This is a genomic window from Niveispirillum sp. GW835-FHT14G11 (assembly GCF_058793615.1).
Genome location: NZ_JBXAFZ010000005.1, coordinates 275,105 through 297,910 on the forward strand (window position 1 = coordinate 275,105; position 22,806 = coordinate 297,910).

16 protein-coding genes are annotated in these 22,806 nt (G+C 66.6%); 9 read left to right on the forward strand and 7 right to left on the reverse strand.

From position 1 onward, the window contains the following. Positions 1-678: 678 nt before the first annotated feature. On the forward strand, positions 679-3,627 hold the full coding sequence (locus AC1Q7F_RS11850; protein WP_492506974.1) for a TonB-dependent receptor: 2,949 nt from the start codon (positions 679-681) through the stop codon (positions 3,625-3,627). A 46-nt stretch (positions 3,628-3,673) separates the two neighbouring features. On the opposite strand, the gene AC1Q7F_RS11855 is transcribed toward AC1Q7F_RS11850, so the two are convergent. After that, a complete protein-coding gene (locus AC1Q7F_RS11855) occupies positions 3,674-10,225 on the reverse strand; it encodes a tetratricopeptide repeat protein (protein WP_492506976.1) in 6,552 nt (2,183 codons plus the stop codon). A 161-nt stretch (positions 10,226-10,386) separates the two neighbouring features. Here AC1Q7F_RS11855 and pseB point away from each other — a divergent pair, with 161 nt between their 5' ends. From pseB to AC1Q7F_RS11885, 6 genes are read left to right on the forward strand one after another with little or no spacing between them, the layout of a single operon-like run. Then, positions 10,387-11,412: a UDP-N-acetylglucosamine 4,6-dehydratase (inverting) gene (pseB, locus tag AC1Q7F_RS11860; RefSeq protein WP_492506978.1), complete on the forward strand. Its 1,026-nt coding sequence runs from the start codon at positions 10,387-10,389 to the stop codon at positions 11,410-11,412. Continuing rightward, positions 11,409-12,623 (forward strand): UDP-4-amino-4,6-dideoxy-N-acetyl-beta-L-altrosamine transaminase, encoded by a 1,215-nt coding sequence (pseC, locus tag AC1Q7F_RS11865; protein ID WP_492506980.1) that lies wholly within the window; start codon positions 11,409-11,411, stop codon positions 12,621-12,623. The genes pseB and pseC overlap by 4 nt, the downstream gene beginning before the upstream one ends. Positions 12,624-12,627: 4 nt before the next feature. Then, positions 12,628-13,392, forward strand: coding sequence for an SDR family NAD(P)-dependent oxidoreductase (locus tag AC1Q7F_RS11870; protein WP_492506982.1), 765 nt, complete (start codon positions 12,628-12,630; stop codon positions 13,390-13,392). Further along, positions 13,389-13,952 carry a GNAT family N-acetyltransferase gene (locus AC1Q7F_RS11875; protein WP_492506984.1) on the forward strand — a complete coding sequence of 188 codons (564 nt, stop codon included), beginning with the start codon at positions 13,389-13,391 and terminating at the stop codon, positions 13,950-13,952. The genes AC1Q7F_RS11870 and AC1Q7F_RS11875 overlap by 4 nt, the downstream gene beginning before the upstream one ends. A 37-nt stretch (positions 13,953-13,989) precedes the next feature. After that, a complete protein-coding gene (locus AC1Q7F_RS11880) occupies positions 13,990-14,253 on the forward strand; it encodes a CopG family ribbon-helix-helix protein (RefSeq protein WP_492506986.1) in 264 nt (87 codons plus the stop codon). Then, the gene (locus tag AC1Q7F_RS11885) at positions 14,243-14,545 is read left to right on the forward strand and encodes a type II toxin-antitoxin system RelE/ParE family toxin (protein WP_492506988.1); all 303 of its coding nucleotides are present in this window, start codon (positions 14,243-14,245) and stop codon (positions 14,543-14,545) included. The genes AC1Q7F_RS11880 and AC1Q7F_RS11885 overlap by 11 nt, the downstream gene beginning before the upstream one ends. Positions 14,546-14,549: 4 nt before the next feature. On the opposite strand, the gene AC1Q7F_RS11890 is transcribed toward AC1Q7F_RS11885, so the two are convergent. From AC1Q7F_RS11890 to AC1Q7F_RS11915, 6 genes are all read right to left on the reverse strand, one after another. Further along, the gene (locus AC1Q7F_RS11890; RefSeq protein ID WP_492506990.1) at positions 14,550-15,158 is read right to left on the reverse strand and encodes a 2-hydroxychromene-2-carboxylate isomerase; all 609 of its coding nucleotides are present in this window, start codon (positions 15,156-15,158) and stop codon (positions 14,550-14,552) included. Positions 15,159-15,172: 14 nt separating this feature from the next. Next, a complete protein-coding gene (locus AC1Q7F_RS11895) occupies positions 15,173-15,853 on the reverse strand; it encodes an SDR family oxidoreductase (protein WP_492506992.1) in 681 nt (226 codons plus the stop codon). Positions 15,854-15,877: 24 nt separating this feature from the next. Beyond that, the gene (locus tag AC1Q7F_RS11900) at positions 15,878-16,387 is read right to left on the reverse strand and encodes a macro domain-containing protein (RefSeq protein ID WP_492506994.1); all 510 of its coding nucleotides are present in this window, start codon (positions 16,385-16,387) and stop codon (positions 15,878-15,880) included. Between the two features lie 113 nt (positions 16,388-16,500). Continuing rightward, positions 16,501-17,229: an ATP-binding protein gene (locus tag AC1Q7F_RS11905; RefSeq protein WP_492506996.1), complete on the reverse strand. Its 729-nt coding sequence runs from the start codon at positions 17,227-17,229 to the stop codon at positions 16,501-16,503. Then, positions 17,226-17,774, reverse strand: coding sequence for a hypothetical protein (locus tag AC1Q7F_RS11910; protein WP_492506998.1), 549 nt, complete (start codon positions 17,772-17,774; stop codon positions 17,226-17,228). Before AC1Q7F_RS11910 ends, AC1Q7F_RS11905 begins: the two co-directional genes overlap by 4 nt. Next, entirely contained in the window at positions 17,774-18,337 is a 564-nt protein-coding gene (locus AC1Q7F_RS11915) for a hypothetical protein (RefSeq protein ID WP_492507000.1), read from the reverse strand. Before AC1Q7F_RS11915 ends, AC1Q7F_RS11910 begins: the two co-directional genes overlap by 1 nt. 162 nt (positions 18,338-18,499) lie before the next feature. On the opposite strand from AC1Q7F_RS11915, the gene pepN reads away from it, so the two are divergent. Both pepN and AC1Q7F_RS11925 read left to right on the forward strand, forming a co-directional pair. After that, entirely contained in the window at positions 18,500-21,151 is a 2,652-nt protein-coding gene (gene pepN, locus AC1Q7F_RS11920) for an aminopeptidase N (protein ID WP_492507002.1), read from the forward strand. A gap of 215 nt (positions 21,152-21,366) precedes the next feature. Continuing rightward, positions 21,367-22,806: a methyl-accepting chemotaxis protein gene (locus tag AC1Q7F_RS11925; RefSeq protein ID WP_492507189.1), complete on the forward strand. Its 1,440-nt coding sequence runs from the start codon at positions 21,367-21,369 to the stop codon at positions 22,804-22,806.

A 22,806-nucleotide genomic window follows, 5' to 3' on the forward strand; every position in this document is an offset into this window, starting at 1 on the left:
CATCGGATGTCACCCTTGACAGTTCATATTATATGATATTACATCGCACAATATGGGATGTGATTAATCATACTTTTTTGTGAGCCACCCACATCCCCGTGTCAACAGCATGCCCGGCGCCAACTTGGCCGGAAACTTTGCTGTGATCATTCAGAATAGAGTTCCGGTATTTAGCCGGCTGCACTGGCATTTCCCAAAATATAGAATGACCAATCCCACCATTTGCAACGGTTGCGGGCGCTTTATTCTGCCCCGGATTACTTGTTGACCCGAACGCCGTGATCTATTAATCAGACAAATATGTGATCCAAATAATCCGATCCGTGCGCACAAGACCCGTCCGGGCAGGCGCCGAGATCTAGAACCAGGGGAGTGGAACACATGGGCAGAGGAGGCGTGCCTATCACCGGGCCGGGCCTGAGGGCGGCACGGATGCCGCAGCAAGGGGTTGGCCGGCGCATTGCCGCCGCCCTGAACCCGCTTTTCCAAGCCATGCATCTGCTCTCCACCCGCCGCTGAGACACGCGGCGCCAGCCTCTTCACGGCCGGTGCGATGGGCCCGTCCTGGAACATCCCATCCGGCCTGCGGGCCGGAGGCGGCGTCAAACAACCAAAACAATCCGAACAAGGCCTCACCTGAAGGGGCCGCGATGAGGAACTTTCATAGGGAAGATGAACATGCTCAAGAATCGTGCCTTTACCTCCCGGCGCCTGGAAGCGTCACTGTTGGCCCTTGGCGTCGCGATGGCAGCATCCCTGCCCGTGACCGCGCAGACGGCCCCGTCCCCCGCCTCCGACAGCCTTGACGAGATCGTTGTCACCGGTTTCCGCGCCTCCCTGAACAGCGCCTTGAACCTGAAGCGCAACGAGACCGCTGCCGTCGACAGCATCGTGGCGGAAGATATCGGCAAGTTCCCCGACAGCAACCTGGCCGAAAGCATGCAGCGCGTGCCCGGCGTGGCGCTGGCCCGTGGTGACGGTGGTGAAGGCCGCAACATCTCCGTGCGCGGCCTGGGTGCCGGCTTCACCCGTGTGCGCATCAATGGCATGGAAGGCTCCGCGCAGACCGGGTCGTCCGACATCTATGGTGCGGGCAATTCCGGCCGCTCCTTCGATTTCAACGTCTTCTCCACCGAAATCTTCTCCTCGCTCGCCGTGCGCAAGACGCCGTCGGCCGATATCGAGGAAGGCTCGCTGGGTGCCACCGTCGACCTGCGGGCACCCAAGCCGTTTGACAGCCGCGAGGATTCGGTCATCACCGCGACGGCCAAGGGCGTCTATAACGGCGTCTCCAAGAAGGTCGATCCGCGCGGGTCGTTCCTGCTGTCGCAGAAGTTCGGCGACGAGGGGCAGTTCGGCGTCCTGGGCTCGCTCTCCTATCAGGAGCGCAGCATCCGCGAGGTCGGTTATTCCGCCGTGGATCTGCTGTCGGCCAGCGCCAACGGCCTGTTCTGCGCGCCCATCGGCGTGACGCCGGTCTATCCGGCCGCGTCGGCGGCCAAGGGCACGACGGACACGATGTGCTCCACCAACAACCCACGCACCGGCACCGTCGCCGCCTGGAACACCATCCAGGCGCTGCGCCGTGCCGACCAGCCCAACACTCCGGGCTCCGGCGCCTTCATCCCCCGCCTGCCGCGCTACATGAATTCCGAGCAGGATCAGGAGCGTCTGGGCGCCACCCTGACCTTCCAGTACAAGCCCGACGAAGATACCGACATCTCCATCGACACGCTCTATTCGCGGTTCGACGTAACGCGGCGTGACAACTACATCGCTGCCGTGTCCTTCGCACGGTCCATCACCAACAATGGCCAGCCCATGACGTCGGTCCGCGACATCCAGTTCGATCAGAACGGGTCGCTGGTCTATGGCCTGTTCGATGGCGTCGATGTCCGTTCCGAAGGCCTGGTCGACAAATTCACCACCACCTTCAAGCAGGCCAATCTCGACTTCGCCCATCGCTTCAGTGACGCGTTCGAGATCAGCGGCGTGGTCGGCTTCAACCGCTCGCAATTCGATGGCAAGCAGCGTTTCCAGACCTTCATGGACGCCATCGACACCGACAATTTCTCCATCGACTTCCGTGACGGCGGCACCACGCCCAAGCTGGGCTTCGGTTTCGACGTCTCCAACCCCGCCAACTTCACCTATGCCCCGTCGCAGGCCGACGGCACCGTGCTGGGCGGCTTCTCGTTGCAGGGCAATCCCGTCCGCCGCCGCACCGACAACCTGACCACGGAACTGAACCTGGCCTATACCGTCGCCGACGGCTTCACCGTCAAGGGCGGCGGCCAGTTCCGCGAAAGCGACTTCCTGTCCACCGGCGTGCGCCAGTACACGGCCGACGCCGCCGTCCGCGCCCTGCCGGCCGGCACGACGCTCTCCTCCATCACCAAGACCATCACCGGACTGGACAGTCTGTGGGGTGAGAACGCGCCCGACAGCTGGGCCGCCATCGACCTGGACAAGTTCAAGGACGCATTCGACACCGACAGCATCCGCAGCTGCGACTATACCTGCGGTGGCACCCGCACCCGCATCCGTGAGCGGGTGAAGAGCGGCTATGTCATGGGTACCTTCGACCTGACGGACGCGGCGGACATGCCGGTGCGCGGCGATGTCGGCCTGCGCTATGTGAAGACCGACATGCTGGCGTCGGGCTATATCTCCGTCGCCCCGCCGGCCGGCACCACCTCGCCCACCGGCGTGGTCGGGCAGTTCTCCGAGGTCAACCATTCCTATGACGATTGGCTGCCGTCGGCCAATGTCGTGGTGGAAGCCGCCGACGATGTGCTGCTGCGCCTGTCGGGTGCCAAGGTCATGGCCCGTCCCGAACTGGGCATCCTGTCCCCGACCAGCGGCATCAACCCCGTCACCCGCATCGGCAATATCAACAACCCGTTCCTGGACCCGATCCGCGCCAACACGTTCGACGTGGCGGCGGAATGGTATTTCCGCCCCGGCTCGCTGCTGTCGGTCGCGTACTTCTATAAGGACATCAAGAGCTTCATCCAGAACGTGAACTCGCAGATGCCCTTTACCGACCTGGGCCTGCCCAACGCCCTGCTGGACGGGTCCAACACCTTGCCCACCGAGATTTTCACGGTCTCCCGTCCGTTCAACACGCCGGGCGGCCCGCTGAAGGGGTTTGAGATCAACGCCCAGATCCCGTTCACCTTCCTGGACGGCTTCTTCGCCGATTTCGGCGTGCTGGCCAACTACACGCGCGTCACTTCCAAGATCAATTACATCCTGGCCTCGGCCGGCGGCGTGCCCACCGTGACCACCACGGCCGATCTGGTGGGTCTGTCCAAGAACACCATGTCGGGCACACTCTATTACGAGAATGACGAATTCTCGATCCGCGCCACGGCCAATTACCGCGACAGCTTCATCCGCGGCATCCCGGCCTCGCCGGGCAGTGACCTGCAGGGCAACGCGTCCACCGTCTATGTCGACGCATCCGCCTCCTACAATGTCACGCCGGAGATCAAGCTGATCCTGGAGGCCCAGAACCTGACCGACGAGCAGAACCGCCTGTATGTCGACAGCAAGCGTCAGGATACCCTGTTCGAAACCCGCATCGGCCGCACCGTCACGGCCGGCGTGAACGTCAAGTTCTGATCAAAGCCCAATCGAAGCCGCCGGCCCCCAAAGGCCGGCGGCGTTTCTATTTGAGGCTTGCCAGCCAACGCGCCATATCCGCCAGCGCCACCGCCATTCCCTGCCCCTGGTCCATCAGGCGCATCGTGGGAAACCAGGGCCGCACGCCGGTGCCCAGCCGGGTCCAGTCCGGCGGGCCCAGGCGCCAGACGGGTACGCCCAACGCCCCGGCCAGTTCCCCCACCGCCGACGGAGCGGTGATCACCAGATCCAGCCCCGACATCAGCGCCGCCTGCCCCTCCAGATCATCATCCAGGTCCAGATCGTCGAAGCGCGTGACGGGGAAATCCGCCGCGTCCCAATCCTCCCGCCACGCGCCCCGTTGCAGGGACACCAGCGTCACTCCGGGCAGAGACGCGACGGGCGCCAGTGCGGCCAGCGGGAAATAGGAGCCCGCGCGTTCCGCATTGATCCGCGCCGACCGCCAGCATACCCCGACTTTCAACCCCGGCCCCAGCCCCGACACCGCCAGCCGTTCCCGCCAGCGCACCGCCAGATCGGCGCGCGGGCGCAGATAGGGGACGGGTGCGATGTCGCCCAGCCGCTGCCACAGCAACCCCGGCACATCGCCGGCCGCCACGGCAAACGCGGCGTCGCGCGGGTCCGATGTCGGTCCGCGCACCGTGGCCTGCGCAAAGGCGCGGGTGAACAGCGACGCCAGACGCGCATCCGCCTCGATCACCAGATGGCCGCATCGTTCCAGCAAGGCCGGATAAAGGGCGGCGAACATCAGCTGGTCACCCAGCCCCTGCTCCCCCCAGACCAGCAGCCGTTTGCCCGTCAGGTCCTCTCCCCGCCATGTCGGCAGGCACAGGCTGCGCCCCCGGATCGACGGTGTGCCGTTGAACCGCGCGGCATAGCCATCCCAACCGGATGTCAGCGCCCCTTCCGACAGATCCAGCAGGCCCAGATTGTACCGCGCCGTGGCCAAACCGGGCTCCACCGCCAGCGCCCGCTGGTAATGCCGGCGGGCAATGACCGGGTCCGCCGCCAGCCGGCCCAGGCTGTTCCAGGCCTCCGCCTGGTCCGCGTCCAGCGCCAGGGCCGCCGTCAGTTCCGCCTGCGCGCCGGCACTATCGCCCATCATGCGCAGCGCATCGCCCAGCCCGGCCCGCAGCGCCGCCTCCCCACCGCCCAGGGCCAGGGCATGGCGATAGGCCGCTGCCGCATCCGCCGGCCGGTCCATCTCCTTCAAGATGGTGGCCAGATTGGCATGGGGGACAGGATTGGCACGGTCAAACCCGATGGCGCGCTGATGGGCCTTCGCCGCTTCCTCAAGCCGCCCCTGGGCCCGCAGGGCATTGCCCAGGTTGGTCCAGGCGCCGGCATCAGCGGGGCGCAGGGCAAGGGCCCGACGATAGGCCGTCTCTGCCGCCGCCGGCCGTCCCAGCTCCTGGCGCAGATTGCCCAGATTGATCCAGGCGGCGACATAGTCGGCAGCGGCGGCCACCGCCCGTTCCATGAAGGGCTCCCCTTCCGCCGCGCGCCCCGTCTGCTGCAGGGCCAGACCCAGCAGGTGCAGCGCCACCGGCTGTTCCCCCTGGCGTGCCAGGATGGCGCGGTAGAGCGGGATGGCACCTGCCGGGTCCCCCCCCTTCTGCCGCTCGATGGCGCGCTCCAGCCAAAGGGCGGGATCCCCCGCCGGTTCCCCGTCACCCTTCATCCCCGCCAGGGCGTTGACGATGGCGGGCACCTGCCCCGCCGCCCCTTCACCCGGTGGGATGGGGAACAGCCGCATGCTGGCGAACCAGGGGCGGCAGCCGGTGCCAATCCGCGTCCAGTCGATTTCGGCCGACAGGCGCCAGACCGGCACGCCCAGCGCGCCCGCCATCTCCCCCACCGCCGTGCCGACGGTAATCACCAGATCCAGCCCCGCCGTCAGGGCCAGCGCCGTTTCCAGATCATCACGCAGATCGACCCCGTCCCAGCGGTGCAGCACCAATCCGTGCGCCGCCGCCAGTGCGTCGATCTCCGCCGCCCCGCCGTCATATTGCAGCGACACGATCTGCACGCCGGCCTGACGCAACAGGGGCAGCCAGTCCGCCAGTTCGGTATAGCCGGCATCGCGCGCCGCCGTGCGCAGCTGGCTGCGCCAGCAAAGGCCCAGCCGCAGGCCCGGCGGCAGGGCCGCCAGCCGTTCCCGCCAGAGCACCGCCAGATCGGGTCGCGGCACCAGGAAGGCAGCCCCCTCCCAACCGGCGAGGGCGGGCGCCAGCAGCAAGGGCAGGCTGCCCGCCGGCGCTTGGCAATCCACGTCCACCGGGCCGCCCTCGGCCAGCACCGTGGCGAAGGGGAAGGCGCGGGCCAGGATGGGCACCAGGCGCGGCTCCGCCCACAGCGTCACCGGCCCGCCCAACCGTGCCAGCCGGCCGTAATGGGCGGCGAACATCACCTCGTCGCCCAACCCCTGTTCGCGCCAGACCAGGAGGTGACGTCCGTTCAGGGGCCCTCCATTCCAGCGGGGAATGGCGGGCGGACGACCCCATGCCACCTCCCCACTGGCGAACCGCGCCTCATGCCCGGCCCAGCCCGCGTCCAGGTCGCCCACCGACAGGGCCAGCAGCCCGTCATTGTACAGCGCGCGGGCAAAGCCCGGCCGGATGGCCAGCGCGCTGGCCAGCGTCGCCCGTGCCGCCGCCACCGTGCCCAGGCCCACCTGCAGCATCGCCAGGTTGACGGCCGCCTCCGCATAGGTGGGATCAACGGACAGGGCCTGTTCCTGACACCGCGCCGCCTCCGTCATGTCGCCCATATATCCCAGGCACAGGCCAAGGTCGCTCCAGCCATCGGCCATGCCGGGCGCCAGCGCCAGGGCCTGGCGATGGTGCTGCGCCGCCTCCGCGTATCGGCCCAGATGGCGCAGCGTCACGCCCAGATTGATCAACCCGCGCGGATAGTCAGGCCTCTGCGCCAGGGCCCGCCGGTGCGCCTTTTCCGCCTCGCCATAACGGCGCAGCGCCACCAGGGCGGCACCCAGGTTGGTCCAGGCCTCTGCGAAATCGGCGCGCAGGGAAAGGGCCCGACGGAACGCCTTCTCCGCTTCGGCAAACCGGCCCAATGCCTTCAGCAATGCGCCGCGCGTATTGTGGGCGGCCGCGAAATCCGGGTCCAGTTCCAACGCCCGGTCCACAAATGCCAGCGCCTCACGTTCACGCGCAGTCTGCATCAGCACCTGGGACAACAGATGCAGGGCATCCACATCGTCGGGATCGGCCGCCAGCACTGCGCGGTATCCCGTCTCCGCTTCCCCCAGGTCACCCGCCTGGTGGCGTTCCACCACCGCCGCCAGGGTCGGCGGCGCCGGATCGGCGGGGTGCAGCAGCCGCGACAGGACGCGGACCATGGGGGTGACGGTATCGATCACCTCCGCCTCCATGAACAGGCGCATGCCGGGGAACCAGGGGCGCGCGGCCGTGCCCAGCCCGCTCCAGTCCCGCCCGTTCTGGAAACGCCAGACGGGCACGCCCAGCGCCCCCGCCATCTCCCCCACCGCCGTGGCGGCACTGATCACCAGATCCAGCCCCGCCGTCAGGGCGGCGGCACTTTCCAGATCGTCGGTCAGGTCGATATCAAGGAAGGCATGGACCTTCATCCCCGTTTGACGGCCCAGGGCCGCGATCTCCGCCTCCGCCCCGTCATATTGCAGGCTGACCGGCACGATGCCCGGCAGCGACAGCAGCGGCACCAGATCGCGCAGGCCCAGATATCCCTGGGCCCGGTCCCCCTCCCGGTTGCGCGACCGCCAGCAGAAGCCGACGCGCAGGCCCGCCGGCAGGGTGGACAACCGGGCCGCCATCGTCGCGGCCAGCGCCGGGTCCGGCTGCATCCAGGGCTGCGCCGCCGCAAACCGGGACGGGACGGGGCGCAGCAGGCCGGGCAAGTCACCCATGGCGCAATGGAAATCCGCGTCGCGCGGATTATCGGTCTCCGCCCGCACCGTCACGCCGGGAAAGGACCGGGCGATCAGACCCACCAGCCGCCGGTCACACTCCACGACGACCCTGGCCCCCAATGCGATCAGGTCACAGACCAGACCGGTGAACAGAATCTCGTCCCCCAACCCTTGTTCGCGCCAGACCAGAAGGCGGCGGCCGGCCACATCTTCCCCATGCCAGGCCGGTATGGCGAAGCGCCGGTCGGGCGTGGCCTGCCCCGCCGCGAAACGGGCGCGGTAATCGCTCCACCCCTGCTCCGTCGCGCCATGGGCCAGCAGCAGATGGCCGCGGTTGAACCGGGCCAGGATATTGCCCGGATCGACCGCCAGCACCCGATCCAGCAGCGCCCGCCCTTCCGCGCTGCGCCCCTGCAGGTCCCGGATGCGGGCCAGGTCGATCAGGGCCGGCGGATAATCCGGCACCAGGGACAGCGCCCGTTGCAACGCCGCCTCCGCCCCCGCCTGATCCCGGGTACGGAACAGGGCATAGCCCAGGCCGGCCCACACCTCCACCCGGTCGGGATCGATATCGCGCGCCCGCGTCAGGGCCGCCACCGCCTCCGCGAAGCGATGGCAGGACCGCAGGGCGGTGCCCAGATTGACCCAGCCCGACAGCAGACCGGGATCGGCCTCCACCGCCGCGCGATGCGCCGCCACGGCACCGGCGGGATCGTCCCGACCCTGTCGCACCAGTCCCAGTGCGTCATGGGCCGCCGCCATACCGGGATAGGCTACCAAAACAACGGCCAGATCGGCCTGCGCCCCGTCCAGGTCGCCCTCGTCGATCCGGCACAGCGCAATATTGACCTGGGGTACGGGATTGCCGGGCTGCAAGGCCAGCGCCTGGGCATAGCGCGCCCGCGCATCCGCCGGCCGGCCCATGGCACGCAGGGCGCCGGCCAGCCGCGACAGGGTGGGGGCATGGCCGGGGCGCTGCACCGCCGCCTGTTCCAGCACTACCACCGCGTCCGCCGCCTGTCCCGCGCGCAGCAGGGCCGTTCCCTGCCGGAACAGCGTGTCGGCGTCGCCCGGCGGCACCATTGCGGACCGCATCCGGACCAGTTCATTGGCCATGCTGGTCAGCAATTCCGGGAAACCGCGTCCCTCGATAACTGAAAAACAACGCGTGGTGCCGTACCAGGGCCTTACCCCCGCCCCCAGACGCGTCCAGTCATCGTCGCTGCCCACCCGCCAGACGGACACGCCCAGGGCACCGGCCAGTTCCGATACCGACGTGGCGGCACTGACCACCAGATCCAGCGCCGCCATCAGCGCCGCCACCCCGTCTAGATCGTCGCGCAGGTCCAGGTCCGGCCGGAACAGGTCCAGCCCGTCCGGCACCCCTGTCGCCAATTCCGCCGCCGTCGCCGGATCGTCCAGATCATATTGCAGCGGCACCCAGCGGATACCCGGCAGCGCGAACAGCGGCCCGAAATCCGCCAGTTCCGGATAAAGCCCCGTGCGATCCCCACCTTTCATCCCGCTGCGCCAGCAGAAACCGATGGTCAGCGCCGGCCCGCCCTGCGCCAATGCCTGCCGCCAATGTTCCACCCGCGCCGCATCCGCCCGCAGCCAGGGCGTGCCGGGAAAACGCGGCAGGGCCGGCCGCGCTAGCTGGGACAGGCTGCCGGCCGCGATCTGCAGATCGGCCGTCGACGTCGCACCAGCCGCCGCCACGCACAGATGCGGGAAGGACCGGGCGAACAGCGGCACGAGCCTGGGCTCGCACTCCACCGTGACCGGTCCGTCCAGCCCGGCCAGATCCGGGAAGATTGAAGCGAACAGCACCTCGTCGCCCAGCCCCTGCTCCGGCCAGATCAACAGATGCCTTCCCTTCAGCATCTCCCCTTGCCAGAAGGGAAGGTCCAGATCGCGCTGCGGCTGGCGCTGGCGGGCGCGGAACCGTTCCTGGTAATCGTCCCAACCCTGCTGCAACCGTCCATGGGCCAGATGGTCCAGGGCCAGGTTGAAGCGCGCCACGGGCTGATCGCCATCCAGTTCCAGGGCGCGTCGAAAGGCGGCCACTGCCCCCGCATCGCCGCGCCGGCGCAGCAGCGTTCCCAGATTGGCATGGGCCACGGCCATGGCGGGGTTGAGTTCCAGGGCCTTGCGCTGACAGGTCTCCGCCTCTGCGAACCGGCCCAGTTCCAGCAAGGCCACGCCGCGGTTGGACCAGGCATCGGCGCGGGCGGGATCGGCGGCCAGCGCTTGCCGTGCCGCCTTCTCCGCCGCTTCCGCCTTGTTCTGTTCCAGCGACACGGCCGCCAGGTTGGACCAGGCATCCACCAGCTTGGGATTGACGGCCAACGCGGCGCGGAAGGCCCGTTCCGCCGCCGCGAACTGCCGATCCTGCATCAGCATGCCGCCCAGATTGTTCTGGATCGCTGCCGATCCGGGCGCGGCCCTGGCCGCCGCCAGCACCAGCCCCAGCCCCTCGTCACGCGCCCCCGTCTGCCACAGCGCCAGACCCAGCAGATGGGAGATATCGGTATTACCGGGCAGCTGTTGTAGCAATCGCCTGTAACCGGTCACGGCCGCATCCAGGTCGCCCCGCTGATGGCACGCCATGGCGGCGTCCAGCAACTGGGCGGGCGAGTCGGCTTTGGGCGGGCTTTTCCGGTCCATTTCGGGTCCGTTGGGGGCGGGCAGCGGCCACCTTAGCCCATGCGTCACGCCTGCTCCAACCCGGATGACGACAATGGAAAGCGTTAATCTGCGGAAATACTTAACCCTGCCGGCCAAACTGGCTAGCATGCACCATCGCCCGCCAGCGGACCGGATGCCCGATGACCACAGAAACCACCCGCGCCCCCGCCCTGTTCAAGGGCGCGTCCGTCCTGATCACCGGCGGCACCGGCTCCTTCGGCCGGCAATTCACCCGTTTTCTGCTGAAATTTGGCAAGCCACGCCGGCTGGTCATCTTTTCGCGTGACGAGTTCAAGCAATATGAGATGCAGCAGCAATTCGCGGACATGGATAACCGCGACGTGCTGCGCTTCTTCATCGGCGATGTCCGCGACCAGCAGCGCCTGTCCATGGCCATGCGCGAGGTGGATTATTGCATCCATGCCGCCGCGCTGAAGCATGTGCCCACGGCCGAATATAATCCCATCGAATGCATCCGCACCAATATCAACGGGGCGGAAAACGTGGTGCAGGCCGCCATTGCCAACAAGGTGAAGAAGGTGGTGGCCCTGTCCACCGACAAGGCAGCCAGCCCCGTGAACCTCTATGGCGCGTCCAAGCTGGCCTCGGACAAGATTTTCGTGGCCGCCAACAACCTGTCGGGTTCCGTTGGTACCCGCTTTGCCGCCGTGCGCTATGGCAATGTCGTGGGTTCCCGCGGTTCCGTCGTCCCCTTTTTCCGCAAGCTGATCGAAGAGGGGGCCAAGGACCTGCCCATCACGGATGAGCGGATGACACGGTTCTGGATCACGCTGAACAAGGGCGTGGATTTCGTCGCCTCCTCCTTCGCCATGATGCAGGGCGGAGAGATCTTCGTGCCCAAGATCCCGTCCATGCGCATCGTGGATCTGGCCCGCACCATGGCCCCGCACCTGCCCCATCGCACCGTCGGCATCCGGCCGGGGGAAAAGCTGCACGAGATCATGATCACCGAGGATGATGCACGCCAGACCGTGGAACTGCCCGACCGCTATATTATCGAACCCGCCTTCAACTGGTGGGACCGCGGCCCCTATGCCAAGCAGGGGGCCACGGGCGTGCCCGACGGGTTCAGCTATCGCAGCGACACCAACCCACAATGGCTGTCCGACGACGCGATGCGGGCCTTGCTGGAGCGGCCTTCGTGACCAGGGGCTTCCTGCCTTATGGTCGGCAATGGATCGACGAGGCCGACATCGCCGCCGTGGAACAGGTGCTGCGCGGCGATTGGCTGACGCAAGGCCCCTCCGTCGGCTGGTTCGAACGGGCCTTTGCCGAAAAGGTGGGGGCCCGCCACGCCATCGCCTGTGCCAATGCCACGGCGGCCCTGCATGTTTCGATGATGGCAATGGATTTGGGGCCGGATGATGCTGTCGTGGTGCCCAGCGTCACCTTCCTGGCCACGGCCAATGCCGTGCGTTATGTCGGCGCCCAGGTGGTCTTTGCCGATACCGATCCCGACACGGGCCTGATGCGCCGCCAGGATGCGGAGAATGCCATGGCGCGAGCCGATGCCATGGGCTGGCGCGTGCGCGCCCTGGCGCCGGTGCATCTGGCCGGGCAGACGGCCGATATGACGGGACTGTCGGCGCTGGCCCGTGAACGGGGTCTGGCCATCGTGGAGGATGCTGCCCACGCCGTGGGCACGCGCCTGACCGGGGCGGACGGCACGCCGGTTTTCGTCGGTGCCTGCGACCGGTCGGACCTGGCCTGCTTCTCCTTCCATCCGGTGAAGACCATGGCCACGGGTGAGGGCGGGATGGTCACCACCAATGACGATGCGCTGGCCCGGCGCGTGCGCGCCGCCGTCAGCCATGGCATGACCCGCGACCCGGCGGATTTCACCGATCCGGCCGCGGCCACCGCCGCCGATGGCACGCCCAATCCCTGGTATTATGAGATGCCGGAACCCGGTTTCAATTACCGGATGACGGATATCCAGGCGGCCCTGGGCCTGTCGCAGCTGTCCAAACTGGACGCCTTTGTCCGCGCCCGCCAGACCCTGGTCGATGCCTATGACCAGGCGCTGGCCCCCCTGGCCCCCTTGCTGCGGCCGGCCGGAAAGATGCCGGGCGTGCAGGCCGGCTGGCATCTCTATGTCGCCCTGATCGATTTCGCCGCCCTGGGCATGGACCGGGCCGCCTTCATGGCGGCACTCCGCCGCGATGGGGTCGGCAGCCAGGTGCATTACATCCCCGTCCATACCCAGCCCTATTACCGCCGCCTCTATGGCGATCTGGTCCTGGCCGGGGCGCAGGCCTGGTACGATCGCTGCCTGTCGCTGCCGCTGTTCCCCGCCATGTCAATGGCCGACCATGATCGCGTCGTCGCCGCACTGACCCGCATCATCAAGGGGTGATCTGATGCCCGCCACCATCAACCCCATGGACTTGTCCGGCCGCCACATCCTGGTCACCGGCGCCTCTGCCGGCATCGGCCGGGCCACCGCGGTGCTGGCGGCGCGACTGGGAGCCCGGGTGACCGTGACCGGCCGTGACCAGGCACGGCTGGCCGCGACCCGGGCGGACCTGCCGGGCGAGGGGCATCGCGCCGATGCCTTCGACCTGTCGGCCATCGACACCATTCCCGGCTGGATGAAGGCGGTGGCGGCGGCCAACGGTCCCCTGGACGGGGTCGCGCATTGCGCCGGCATCCAAACCCTGCGCCCCATCCGCATCTTCCAGGCCGACTTCTTTGACGAGGTGATGCGCACCAACCTGGGCGCTGCACTGGCCCTGGCCAAGGGTCTGCGGCAAAAGGGGGTGAAGGCGGAAAAATCCAGCCTGGTCTACATCTCCTCCACCGCCGCCACGGCGGCGTCACCCGCCAATGTCGTCTATGCGGCAGCCAAGGGTGGCATCATCGCCGCCACCAAGGGATTGTCGGCCGAATTGCTGCCCGATGCCGTCCGCGTCAATTGCGTGGTGCCCAGCATCGTGATGACGGAGCTGATCGAACGCGGGTTCGAGAAGCTGAACGCCGAGCAGATTGACAAGCTGGAAAAGCTCCAGCCCCTGGGCTTCGGCCATCCCGACGATGTGGCCAACGCCATCTGCTTCCTGCTGTCGGATGCCGCCCGCTGGATCACCGGCACGTCGATGGTGGTCGATGGGGGCCGCACGGCATGACCGGTCACGCCCTGGCCTTCCGGCCGCCGACATTGGACGATGCCACGATGCTGCTGGTCTGGCGCCGCCTGCCGGAAGTGACGGGCAACAGCTTCACCGATATCGATGACGACCTGGACAAGCAGCGCGCCTGGATCGACCGCTGCAATAATCGGGCGGATTATCTGCACCGCATTATCCAGGTGGACGGGGTTGATGTCGGCTATACCAGCATCAGCATCACGCAGCCCGCCTGGGGTATCGGCAGCATCGGCGCCTATATGGGCGACCGGCGCGGGCGCACCGGCATCGGCGCCCTGAACTTCGCACCTGTGCTGAACCATTGCTTCCACCGGCTGGGCCTGCGCAAGGTGGTGAACCAGATCTTCGCGGACAATGCCAAGGTGCTGAAGGGCCAGACGCTGCTGGGCTATCGCCATGTCGGCGTGCTGAAGCAGCACGCCCTGAAGAACGGGGAACCGCGCGACGTGCATCTGTTCGAGATGCTGGCCGACGACTGGGCCAAAGCCCGCCCCCGCTTCGGCCTGCTCTACGATCTGGACGGGGTGGATGTGGGGTGACGGCGGCGGCATTGGGCGCTAAACTGCCCGGATACTGATGCGTGAAGGTCCCCAGCCCATGTCCGCCATCACCCTGCGCCTTTCCGACAGCACCAGCGCCTTGCTGGACGAGATGGCCACCCGCCTGGATCGCCCGCGCGAGGAAGTGGCGGAACAAGCCCTCCGGCAGTTCCTGACCGAAGAAGCCGACGCGGTGGCGGAATTGGAAGCCGGCATCGCCGATGCCGAACAGGGCCGTTTCGCCAGCGATGAACGGATCGCCCAGGTGCTTGGCCGCTTCGGGGTTCGGCTTGACGGCTGACCTGTCCCTGAAACTGCGCTGGACCCTGCGGGCCGTTGATCGGTTGGAAATGATCGGCGCGGTAATCGCCCAGGATGACCCGGCCGCCGCTCACCGGGTGATGCAACGGATCGTCGTCCGCGCCCTGAATCTGCGGACCTTACCGCTCCTGGGTCGCGCCGGCCGCTGCCGGGACACACGGGAACTCGTAGTCCCGGATACGCCCTACATCGTGGGCTACAGGATCACAGGGAAAGAAATCATCATCCTGACCGTCCTGCATAGCGCCCAACGCTGGCCCCGCCGGCTGTGACCCCTCACCACCCGCCCCTTCCCACCCATTCCCCCATCTGCTCCATGCGGTCGGCTCCCCAGAACGGCTCCCCGTCTACGAAGAAGAAGGGGGCACCGAACACGCCGCGCGTGATGGCCTCCTCCGTCTCTGCCCGCAGCCTTTCCTTTACCGACGGCTCGGCGATGCCCGCCTCCACCGCGTCGCGTTCCAGGCCCAGGCTGGCGGCAACGTCCAGCACATTCTCCGGCAGGGCCATGTCGCGCCCCTCCGCCCAATGGGCGTGGAACAGGGCGCGGGCCAGGGACGCCGGGGGATGTTCCCCGCCCGTCTGGTCCAGCCAATAGAAGGCGCGCGCCGCCGCCAGCGATCCGAAGGCCTGGGGCAGCGGCTGGTGCAGGGGCACACTCCACAGCCGGGCGCAGCGCGGCACATCATGACGCAGGTATTCGCTGAGCAGCGGCTTGTTCAGGAGGGGCACGGCGCCGGTGACCTTGAACACGGCGCCCAGCAGGATGGGCCGCCAGCGCACCGCCCTGCCCCAGCCTTCGGCCAGCGCATCGATGCGGGCGGCAGCCAGATAGGCATAGGGCGAAGCGAAGTCGAAATAGAAGTCGATGGGTGCAGCACGCATCGCGGAACCTCCCGTCACCAGGGAATACGGCGCCCATCATAGGCGAAGAAGGCGCCGCTGTCGGCCGGGGTGGCACCGGCGATGACCCGGCGCATGCCGGCCACACTGTCGGGTGGCGTCACCGGCGCCTTGGGCCCGCCCATATCGGTCTGTACCCAGCCGGGATGCAGCACGATGCAGGTGATGCCATCGTCACGCCAGTCGGCGGCCAGGCTGCGGTTACCCATGTTGATGGCGGCCTTGGACGCGCGATAGGCATACATGCCCCCGCTCTCATTCTCCGCGATGGAGCCCAGCTGGCTGGACACGGTGGCCACCTTGGCACCGGCCGCCAGGGCGGGCTTCAGCGCCTGGGCCAGCAGGATGGGGGCCAGCGCATTGACCTTCAGCGCCAGCAGCCAGCCATCGACATCGATCCCGTCCTTGGACTGGGCGGGCAGGTCCGGCCCCATGATGCCGGCATTGTTGATCAGCAAATCGATCGACCGACCCTTCAGCGCCGCCGCAAAAATCTTGATGGCGGCCGGATCATCCACGGACAGGCCCATCACTTCCACCCCCGTCACCCCGGCCAGCCCGCCGGGCTGTGCCGGATCGCGGCAGGTGGCGATGACCGTCCAGCCATCGGCCGCGTACTGGCGCACGAATTCCAGGCCGATGCCGCGATTGGCGCCGGTGATGACGACAGTGGGCATGCTTTCCTCCGCTCTTGTTGGCGTTCAGGCGACCAGCGCCGCCTTCAATGCCTTGATGTTGTCCCCTCCCGTGGCGACAAACAAGACCCGATCCAGGGCATCCGGCCGTTCCGTGACGAAGCTTCGCACCGTGGCCACCGCCACCTGTGCCGCCAGTTCCTTGGGGAAGCGATAGGCGCCGGTGGAGATGGCAGGCAGCGCGATGGACCGCGCGCGCTGGGTCACGGCCAGTTCCAGGGCACGGCGATAGGTTCGGGCCAGGACCTTGTCCTCTCCCATCTTGCCGGTGATGAACACCGGCCCGACGGCATGCACCACCCAGCGCGCCTTCAGGTTGAAGCCAGCCGTAATGCCGGCATCGCCGCGCCCCACCGGGCCCAGCGCCGCAGCCGCCGCGAACAGGTCCGGCCCCGCCGCTTCATGGATGGCCCGCGACACACCGGTCCCGCCGCCCAGACCCGGAGCGGCGGCATTGACCACGACATCCACGTCCAGGGCGGTGATGTCGCCCTGGTGAACAATAAACTCTGTCACTTTGTTGCTCCCTCAATCGCCGGGCGGGCGCATCCGCGCCCTTGGCTCACGGCGCATGGGCGCCGGGCCGGCCGTCGCCGGCCTGCGATGGTCATGTGCCATGACCATCGCACTCACAACGCAAAGGCCAGCGTCGCCGTGCGGCCGCCATCGGTGACGGTCAGGCCGGAGGACATGACACGCATGATCTCCAGCCCGCGGCCCGACTTGGCCTCCACATTCACCGGCGGGCGGATGCTGTCTGGGTCATAGCCCCCGCCCTGGTCGGCGATGCGGATATGCAGATGCCCATCGGCAATCCAGGCCGACAGGTCGATGCGGCGGTTGGCCCGGTCCGGATCGGCCAGGGTGGCGGTCAGCCGCTGGCAGAAGGCGTCGAACTGGCTGGGATCATCGACCAGCGACCCGCCCATGGCCAGATTGCCATGCAGGACGGCGTTGATGATGGCCTCATGCAGCGACAGTTCGGCATCATGGCGCACCGTCACCGGCAGCAGGCCGCGCGCCAGCAGCCCTTCGCAGAACTGCGCCGCCGTATCCAGCGTCCAGGCCAGCCGCGTGGTCAGCGAGACCAGCAGATGCCCGGCCGCCAGCGCCGCCCTCAGCTTTTCCGCCGGCAGCGTTCCCGCCGGGCCCTGTTCAATGATCGCGGCACAGCCAGACCGCAACGCCGCCATCAGCTCCGCCGCCGCCCCTTCAGCCACCAGCCGCACAAGGGCCGCCTCGGCGTGCGGGCCGCCATCGGCCATCGGCAGGCCCAGTTCCCCGGCCATCCGGGTCCATTCGGCCCTGTCCAGCGTTTCACCGGCCACCTGGAAATCCATCTTGCCCCCGCCCGTCATCCCGAAGCGCCCCTTGACTGGTCTACCGCGACAGACCCACCCCCGTCATCCGCCAGATCGACAATCAGGGGCGTGCCGATAACAAAGCCATCACCCGGCGGATATTCCGCCGCCACCCGTCGGGCTAGATCATCACCCGATCGTGAGAAACCGTACAGTGTCTTTCCATCAGCCCAGCCGCTTAGCGACGGATTGGTGGCCTTCACGCACCACAGACGGTCGAATCTGTTCCACTGCCGATCCAGCATGGAAACCACCCGGCGCGGCGCCGCGCGAAGCCTTTCGATCCGGGTTTCCGCCATGGTGATGATGCCGGTCATCTGCACGATATGGCGAGCCGCCTCCTCCAGCGCCTGACGGATGGCCGCCTCCTCCTTCTTGGCATGGCGCAATGCGGCGGCCACCATATTCTTTTCATCCACGGCGCGGGACAATTTGCGTTCCACCTGCTTGATGACGCGCATGATGCGGCGGGCGGCCATCACCATGCCGGCACCGGCCAATGCCAGGGCCAGCAGGCTGACCAGGTTCATCCAGCTGGCCATCAGACGTCACCCGCGGCGCGGCCCGTGCCAACGAAGGTCAGTTCCTGCAACGCGAAGCCCGAATCGGCCGGAAACTCCGTGGCCAGCATCTGGCGGGCATTGCGCTCCCCCGGTGCCCAGACGCGGATATTGTTGGTATAGCGCCAGATGACGGGTGCGCTGTCGAAATCGCGCTGCGCCTGATCAGCCAGCAGACGGTTGGCGACGCGGCCGGTATACAGGCTGTCGGCCACGCCCTGGCGGCCCAGCTCGTGCCAGATCTCCACCCGGTCGCGCTCCACCGCCCCCAGTGTCATCTCCAGCCGCGACAGCTGCGACTTCATCCGGAACCGTTCGGCGTTGCGCCGGTCACGGTGGGCGGCCTGTTCGCGGTTGCGGGCCATCAGCTTTTCCAGGGCGGCCTGCCCCTCCTTGGTCTCTCGCCGCACCTTGTCATGGTCGGCCACCCATTCATAGATGTCGGGGATGACCACCCGCAGCATTTCCAGCAGCACGATGGCCACAAGGCAGGCGGCGGCCCCCGACAGGATCACCACATCCGACGTGGTCAATTCCAGATACATCCACCCTCCGGACCCGGCCCCTGACATCGATAGCGATGATAAGGGGATGGGCGCGCCGGGACAGTGAAATTTTTTACCTGACCCGCCGGGCGATGGCCTATCCTGCCCCCCAACCGCGCGCCGCCGCGGTGCCGCTCACGCTGACATCAGGGAAATAGGGTCATGGACAAGGGTTCGCCGAGGGCCATCCTTCTGAAGGATTACGCCGCTCCCGCCTGGTGGATCGAAACCGTCGATCTATCGTTCGATCTGCGCGACGGCGGCACCATCGTGACTTCCCGCTTGGGCCTGCGCCGCAACCTGGATGCCAGCCCCGGCCCCCTGGTCCTGGACGGACAGGAGCTGGAACTGCTGTCCGTCACCGTCGGCAACCGCCCCCTGGGCCCCGATGATTACGCCCTGACACCCGACCACCTGACCATCACCGACCTGCCCGGCGATAAGGCGGAGATCGAGATCGTCACCCGCATCCATCCGGAAAAGAACACGGCCCTGGAAGGGCTCTATAAATCATCGGGGAATTACTGCACGCAGTGCGAGGCCGAAGGTTTTCGCAAGATCACCTATTTCCAGGACCGTCCCGACGTGATGGCCAGGTACAAGGTGCGGGTGGAGGGTGACCGCGCGCTCTACCCCGTGCTGCTGTCCAACGGCAATCTGGTGGACCAGGGCGATGGGGCGGATGGCCGTCACTGGGCCCTGTGGGAGGACCCCTGGCCCAAGCCCTGCTATCTGTTCGCGCTGGTCGCCGGCAAGCTGGTCCCTATCGAGGATAATTTCCGCACCGCGTCCGGCCGCGACGTGACGCTTCGCATCTATGTGGAGCCGGGGAATGAGGACAAGTGCGGCCACGCCATGGAAAGCCTGATTAAATCCATGAAGTGGGACGAGGATGTCTATGGTCTGGAATATGACCTGGACATCTTCAACATCGTGGCCGTGGGCGACTTCAACATGGGGGCCATGGAGAACAAGTCGCTGAACGTCTTCAACACCAAATACATCCTGGCCCGCCCCGACACCGCCACCGATACCGACTTCTTGGGGATTGAGGCGGTGGTGGCGCATGAATATTTCCACAACTGGACGGGCAACCGCGTCACCTGCCGCGACTGGTTCCAATTGAGCCTGAAGGAAGGCCTGACCGTCTTCCGCGACCAGCAGTTCAGCGCCGACATGAATTCGGCCCCGGTGAAGCGCATCCAGGACGTCACCCGCCTGCGCCAGGTGCAGTTCGCGGAGGATGCGGGGCCCACCGCCCACCCGGTGCGGCCCGAAACCTATATCGAGATCAACAATTTCTACACGCCCACCGTCTATGAGAAGGGGGCGGAGGTTCTGCGCATGTATCATACGCTGCTGGGGGCAGCGGGGTACCGGCGGGGCATCGACCTCTATTTCGCCCGCCATGACGGGCAGGCGGTGACCACGGACGATTTCCTGGCAGCGATGCGCGATGCCAATCCGGATGTGTCCGTTGACTGGCAGCAGTTCCAGCTTTGGTACGCCCAGGCCGGCACACCCCTGGTCAGCGGCGAGGGCACCTATGACGCCACCACCCGCTCCTATCGCCTGACGCTGCGCCAGACGCTGGCCCCCACGCCGGGCCAAGCGGTGAAACTGCCCATGCTGGTGCCGGTGGCCATCGGGCTGGTGGGGCCGGACGGCAGCGACCTGGCCCTGCGGCTGGAAGGGGAAAGCGATGCCGTTTCCGGCACCCGCATCCTGCCCGTGACCGCGGCGGAACAAAGCTTCACCTTCATCGACGTGCCGGCCGCCCCGGTGCCGTCCTTGTTCCGCGGCTTCTCCGCCCCGGTGAAGCTGGGTTTCGATTATACCGATGCCGACCTGACCTTCCTGATGGCCCATGACAGCGATCCCTTCAACCGCTGGGAAGCCGGGCAGACGCTGGCCTCGCGCCTGCTGCTGGGCCTAGTGGCGGATCGGGCCGCCGGGCGTGACATGGTGGTGCCCACGGGCTTCATCGATGCCATCGGCGCCACCATCGCCCGCGGCGCCGAAGATCCCGCCTTCACCGCCCTGGCCCTGACCCTGCCGTCGGAGAACTATCTGGGCCAGTTGATGGACGAGATCGACGTGGACGGCATCCATGCCGCCCGCGACCTGGTCCGCGCCGCCATCGGCCGCACCCATCGCATATCCCTGCTGGCCACATACCACGCCAATGTCGAACAGGGTGACTTCAGTGTCAGTCCGGAGGCCATCGGCCGCCGCGCGCTGAAGAACGCCTCGCTGGCCTATCTGCTGGCGACCGATGACGATGAGGGCAAGGAGCTGGCGCTGGCCCAGTACCGCACGGCCACCGGCATGACCGACGTCATCACCGCACTCGCCCTGATCGCCGACAGCGACATGCCCGAACGCGCCGCATCGCTGGCCGCCTTTGCGCAGAAATGGAAGGATGAGGCGCTGGTCATGGACAAATGGTTCATGATCCAGGCCGCCTCTTCCCGCCCGGACACGCTGGCCAATGTCCAGGCGCTGCTGGCCCATCCCGGCTTTAACATCCGCAATCCCAACAAGGTCTATGCCCTGGTGGGCGGCTTCACTGGCAATGCCACGGCCTTCCACGCCGCCGACGGATCGGGGTACGAGTTCCTGGCCGACCGGGTGATTGAACTGAACCGGCTGAACCCGCAGGTGGCCAGCCGCATGGCCAAATCCTTCGCCCGCTGGCGCAAATATGATGGCGAACGCCAGGCGGCGGCCAAGGTGGCGCTGGAACGCGTGGCCCACACGCCCGACCTGTCGCGCGATGTGTACGAAATCATCGCCCGCAGCCTGGAGGGGTGATCACCGGCTGATCCGGTTATGGCGGCACCCGTGAAGAGCGCCGCCATTTTCTTCTCACACCCACAGACCTGTGAGAACCGCACCCTATACGGAAGGTGATATAATCAATTACGCATTTGTCGGTGCACGGTTTGAAAGGCAAAATTGGTTAAGTTGGCAAACCAATGGAGCAGATAATGTTCGGCATCGGCAGGGTGGATCAAAAAACAATGAACATGGCAAATGCATTGGACGCGCTGCGAACCAATGTCATGATCGCGGATGAGAAATTCAATATCACCTATATGAACCCTTCAGTTATTCAACTAATGCGCGATGCAGAAGATGATTTGAAGAAAGAACTCCCAAATTTCAGCGTTGCCCGCCTGATCGGTAGTAATATTGATATTTTCCATAAAAAGCCGGAACATCAGCGCCGCATGCTGTCGGCGCTGACCAAGCCACATAACGCCACAATCCATGTCGGCAAGCGGGTGTTCGACCTGCTGGTCACGCCGCTGTCCGATGGCAGCAGGCGCGTAGGCTATGTGGTGGAATGGTCGAACGCGGCCGAACGGCTGATGAATGTCGATTACGTCGCCCAGTTGAAGGCCATCCACCGGTCCCAGGCTGTGGTGGAATTGGCCGTGGACGGCGAGTTGATCGACGCCAACGACAATTTCCTGAAATCCATGGGCTATACGCGCGAGGAAGTGAGGGGCAAGCATCATAGCATGTTCGTGGAGCCCGAATACCGGGCGGGCCGCGACTATGCCGAGTTCTGGGAGAAGTTGCGCCGTGGCGAATATCAGGCGGCGCAGTTCAAGCGCATCGGCAAGAACGGCAAGGTCGTATGGATCGAAGGCGCCTATAACCCGATCTTTGACGACAAGGGCAAGGTCACCAAGATCGTCAAGTTCGCCAACGACATCACGGCGCAGGTCGACCTTCTGGGCAACCTGAAATCCCTGATCGACAAGAATTTCGGGGAGATCAATTCGGAAATCGGGCGGTCCAAGTCACAGGCCTCCCAGGCCAACGACGCCGCCGGCGACGCGGCAGAGAATGTCCGGGCCGTGGCCTCGGCCGCGGGTGAGTTGGCAGCCTCGGTGGATGAGATCGCGCAGTCCATGGCCAAGTCGCGCGGGGCGGCCGACAGCGTGTTTGCCCGGGCGGAAGCGGCGGAATCCTGCACCGGCCGCCTGACCAGCACGGCCCAGGCGATGAACGGTATCGTCGCCCTGATCCAGAACATCGCCGGCCAGATCAACCTGCTGGCCCTGAACGCCACGATCGAGGCGGCGCGGGCCGGCGACGCCGGGCGCGGCTTTGCCGTCGTCGCGTCGGAGGTCAAGAACCTGGCCAATCAGGCCGCCCGCGCGACCGACCAGATCTCTACCGAAATCGATGGCATCCAGAGCTCGTCGCGCGAGGTGGCGACGGCCTTGGACGCCATCCGCGACGCGGTGCATTCGGTCCACGAACTGGTCACCGCCACGTCCGCCGCCGTGGAGGAACAGAGTGCCGTGACGCGCGGCATGTCGGCCAACATGCAACGCATGTCCCAGGCCGTCACTACCGTGTCCTCCAACATCAACGGCATCTCCGGTGCCGTGGACGAGGTGGCGCATGCCGTGGAAAAGACCCGGCAGGCGGCGGAGGTGCTGGTGCGTTGA

Coding starts and splice junctions, on each gene's coding strand:
- AC1Q7F_RS11890 (WP_492506990.1), bottom strand. CDS start 15,158: ATGCGTGCTGCACCCATCGACTTCTATTTCGACTTCGCTTCGCCCTAT.
- AC1Q7F_RS11855 (WP_492506976.1), bottom strand. CDS start 10,225: ATGGACCGGAAAAGCCCGCCCAAAGCCGACTCGCCCGCCCAGTTGCTG.
- AC1Q7F_RS11895 (WP_492506992.1), bottom strand. CDS start 15,853: ATGCCCACTGTCGTCATCACCGGCGCCAATCGCGGCATCGGCCTGGAA.
- AC1Q7F_RS11915 (WP_492507000.1), bottom strand. CDS start 18,337: ATGTATCTGGAATTGACCACGTCGGATGTGGTGATCCTGTCGGGGGCC.
- AC1Q7F_RS11880 (WP_492506986.1), top strand. CDS start 13,990: ATGCGTGAAGGTCCCCAGCCCATGTCCGCCATCACCCTGCGCCTTTCC.
- pepN (WP_492507002.1), top strand. CDS start 18,500: ATGGACAAGGGTTCGCCGAGGGCCATCCTTCTGAAGGATTACGCCGCT.
- AC1Q7F_RS11910 (WP_492506998.1), bottom strand. CDS start 17,774: ATGGCCAGCTGGATGAACCTGGTCAGCCTGCTGGCCCTGGCATTGGCC.
- AC1Q7F_RS11905 (WP_492506996.1), bottom strand. CDS start 17,229: ATGACGGGCGGGGGCAAGATGGATTTCCAGGTGGCCGGTGAAACGCTG.
- pseB (WP_492506978.1), top strand. CDS start 10,387: ATGACCACAGAAACCACCCGCGCCCCCGCCCTGTTCAAGGGCGCGTCC.
- AC1Q7F_RS11875 (WP_492506984.1), top strand. CDS start 13,389: ATGACCGGTCACGCCCTGGCCTTCCGGCCGCCGACATTGGACGATGCC.
- AC1Q7F_RS11850 (WP_492506974.1), top strand. CDS start 679: ATGCTCAAGAATCGTGCCTTTACCTCCCGGCGCCTGGAAGCGTCACTG.
- AC1Q7F_RS11925 (WP_492507189.1), top strand. CDS start 21,367: ATGGCAAATGCATTGGACGCGCTGCGAACCAATGTCATGATCGCGGAT.
- AC1Q7F_RS11870 (WP_492506982.1), top strand. CDS start 12,628: ATGCCCGCCACCATCAACCCCATGGACTTGTCCGGCCGCCACATCCTG.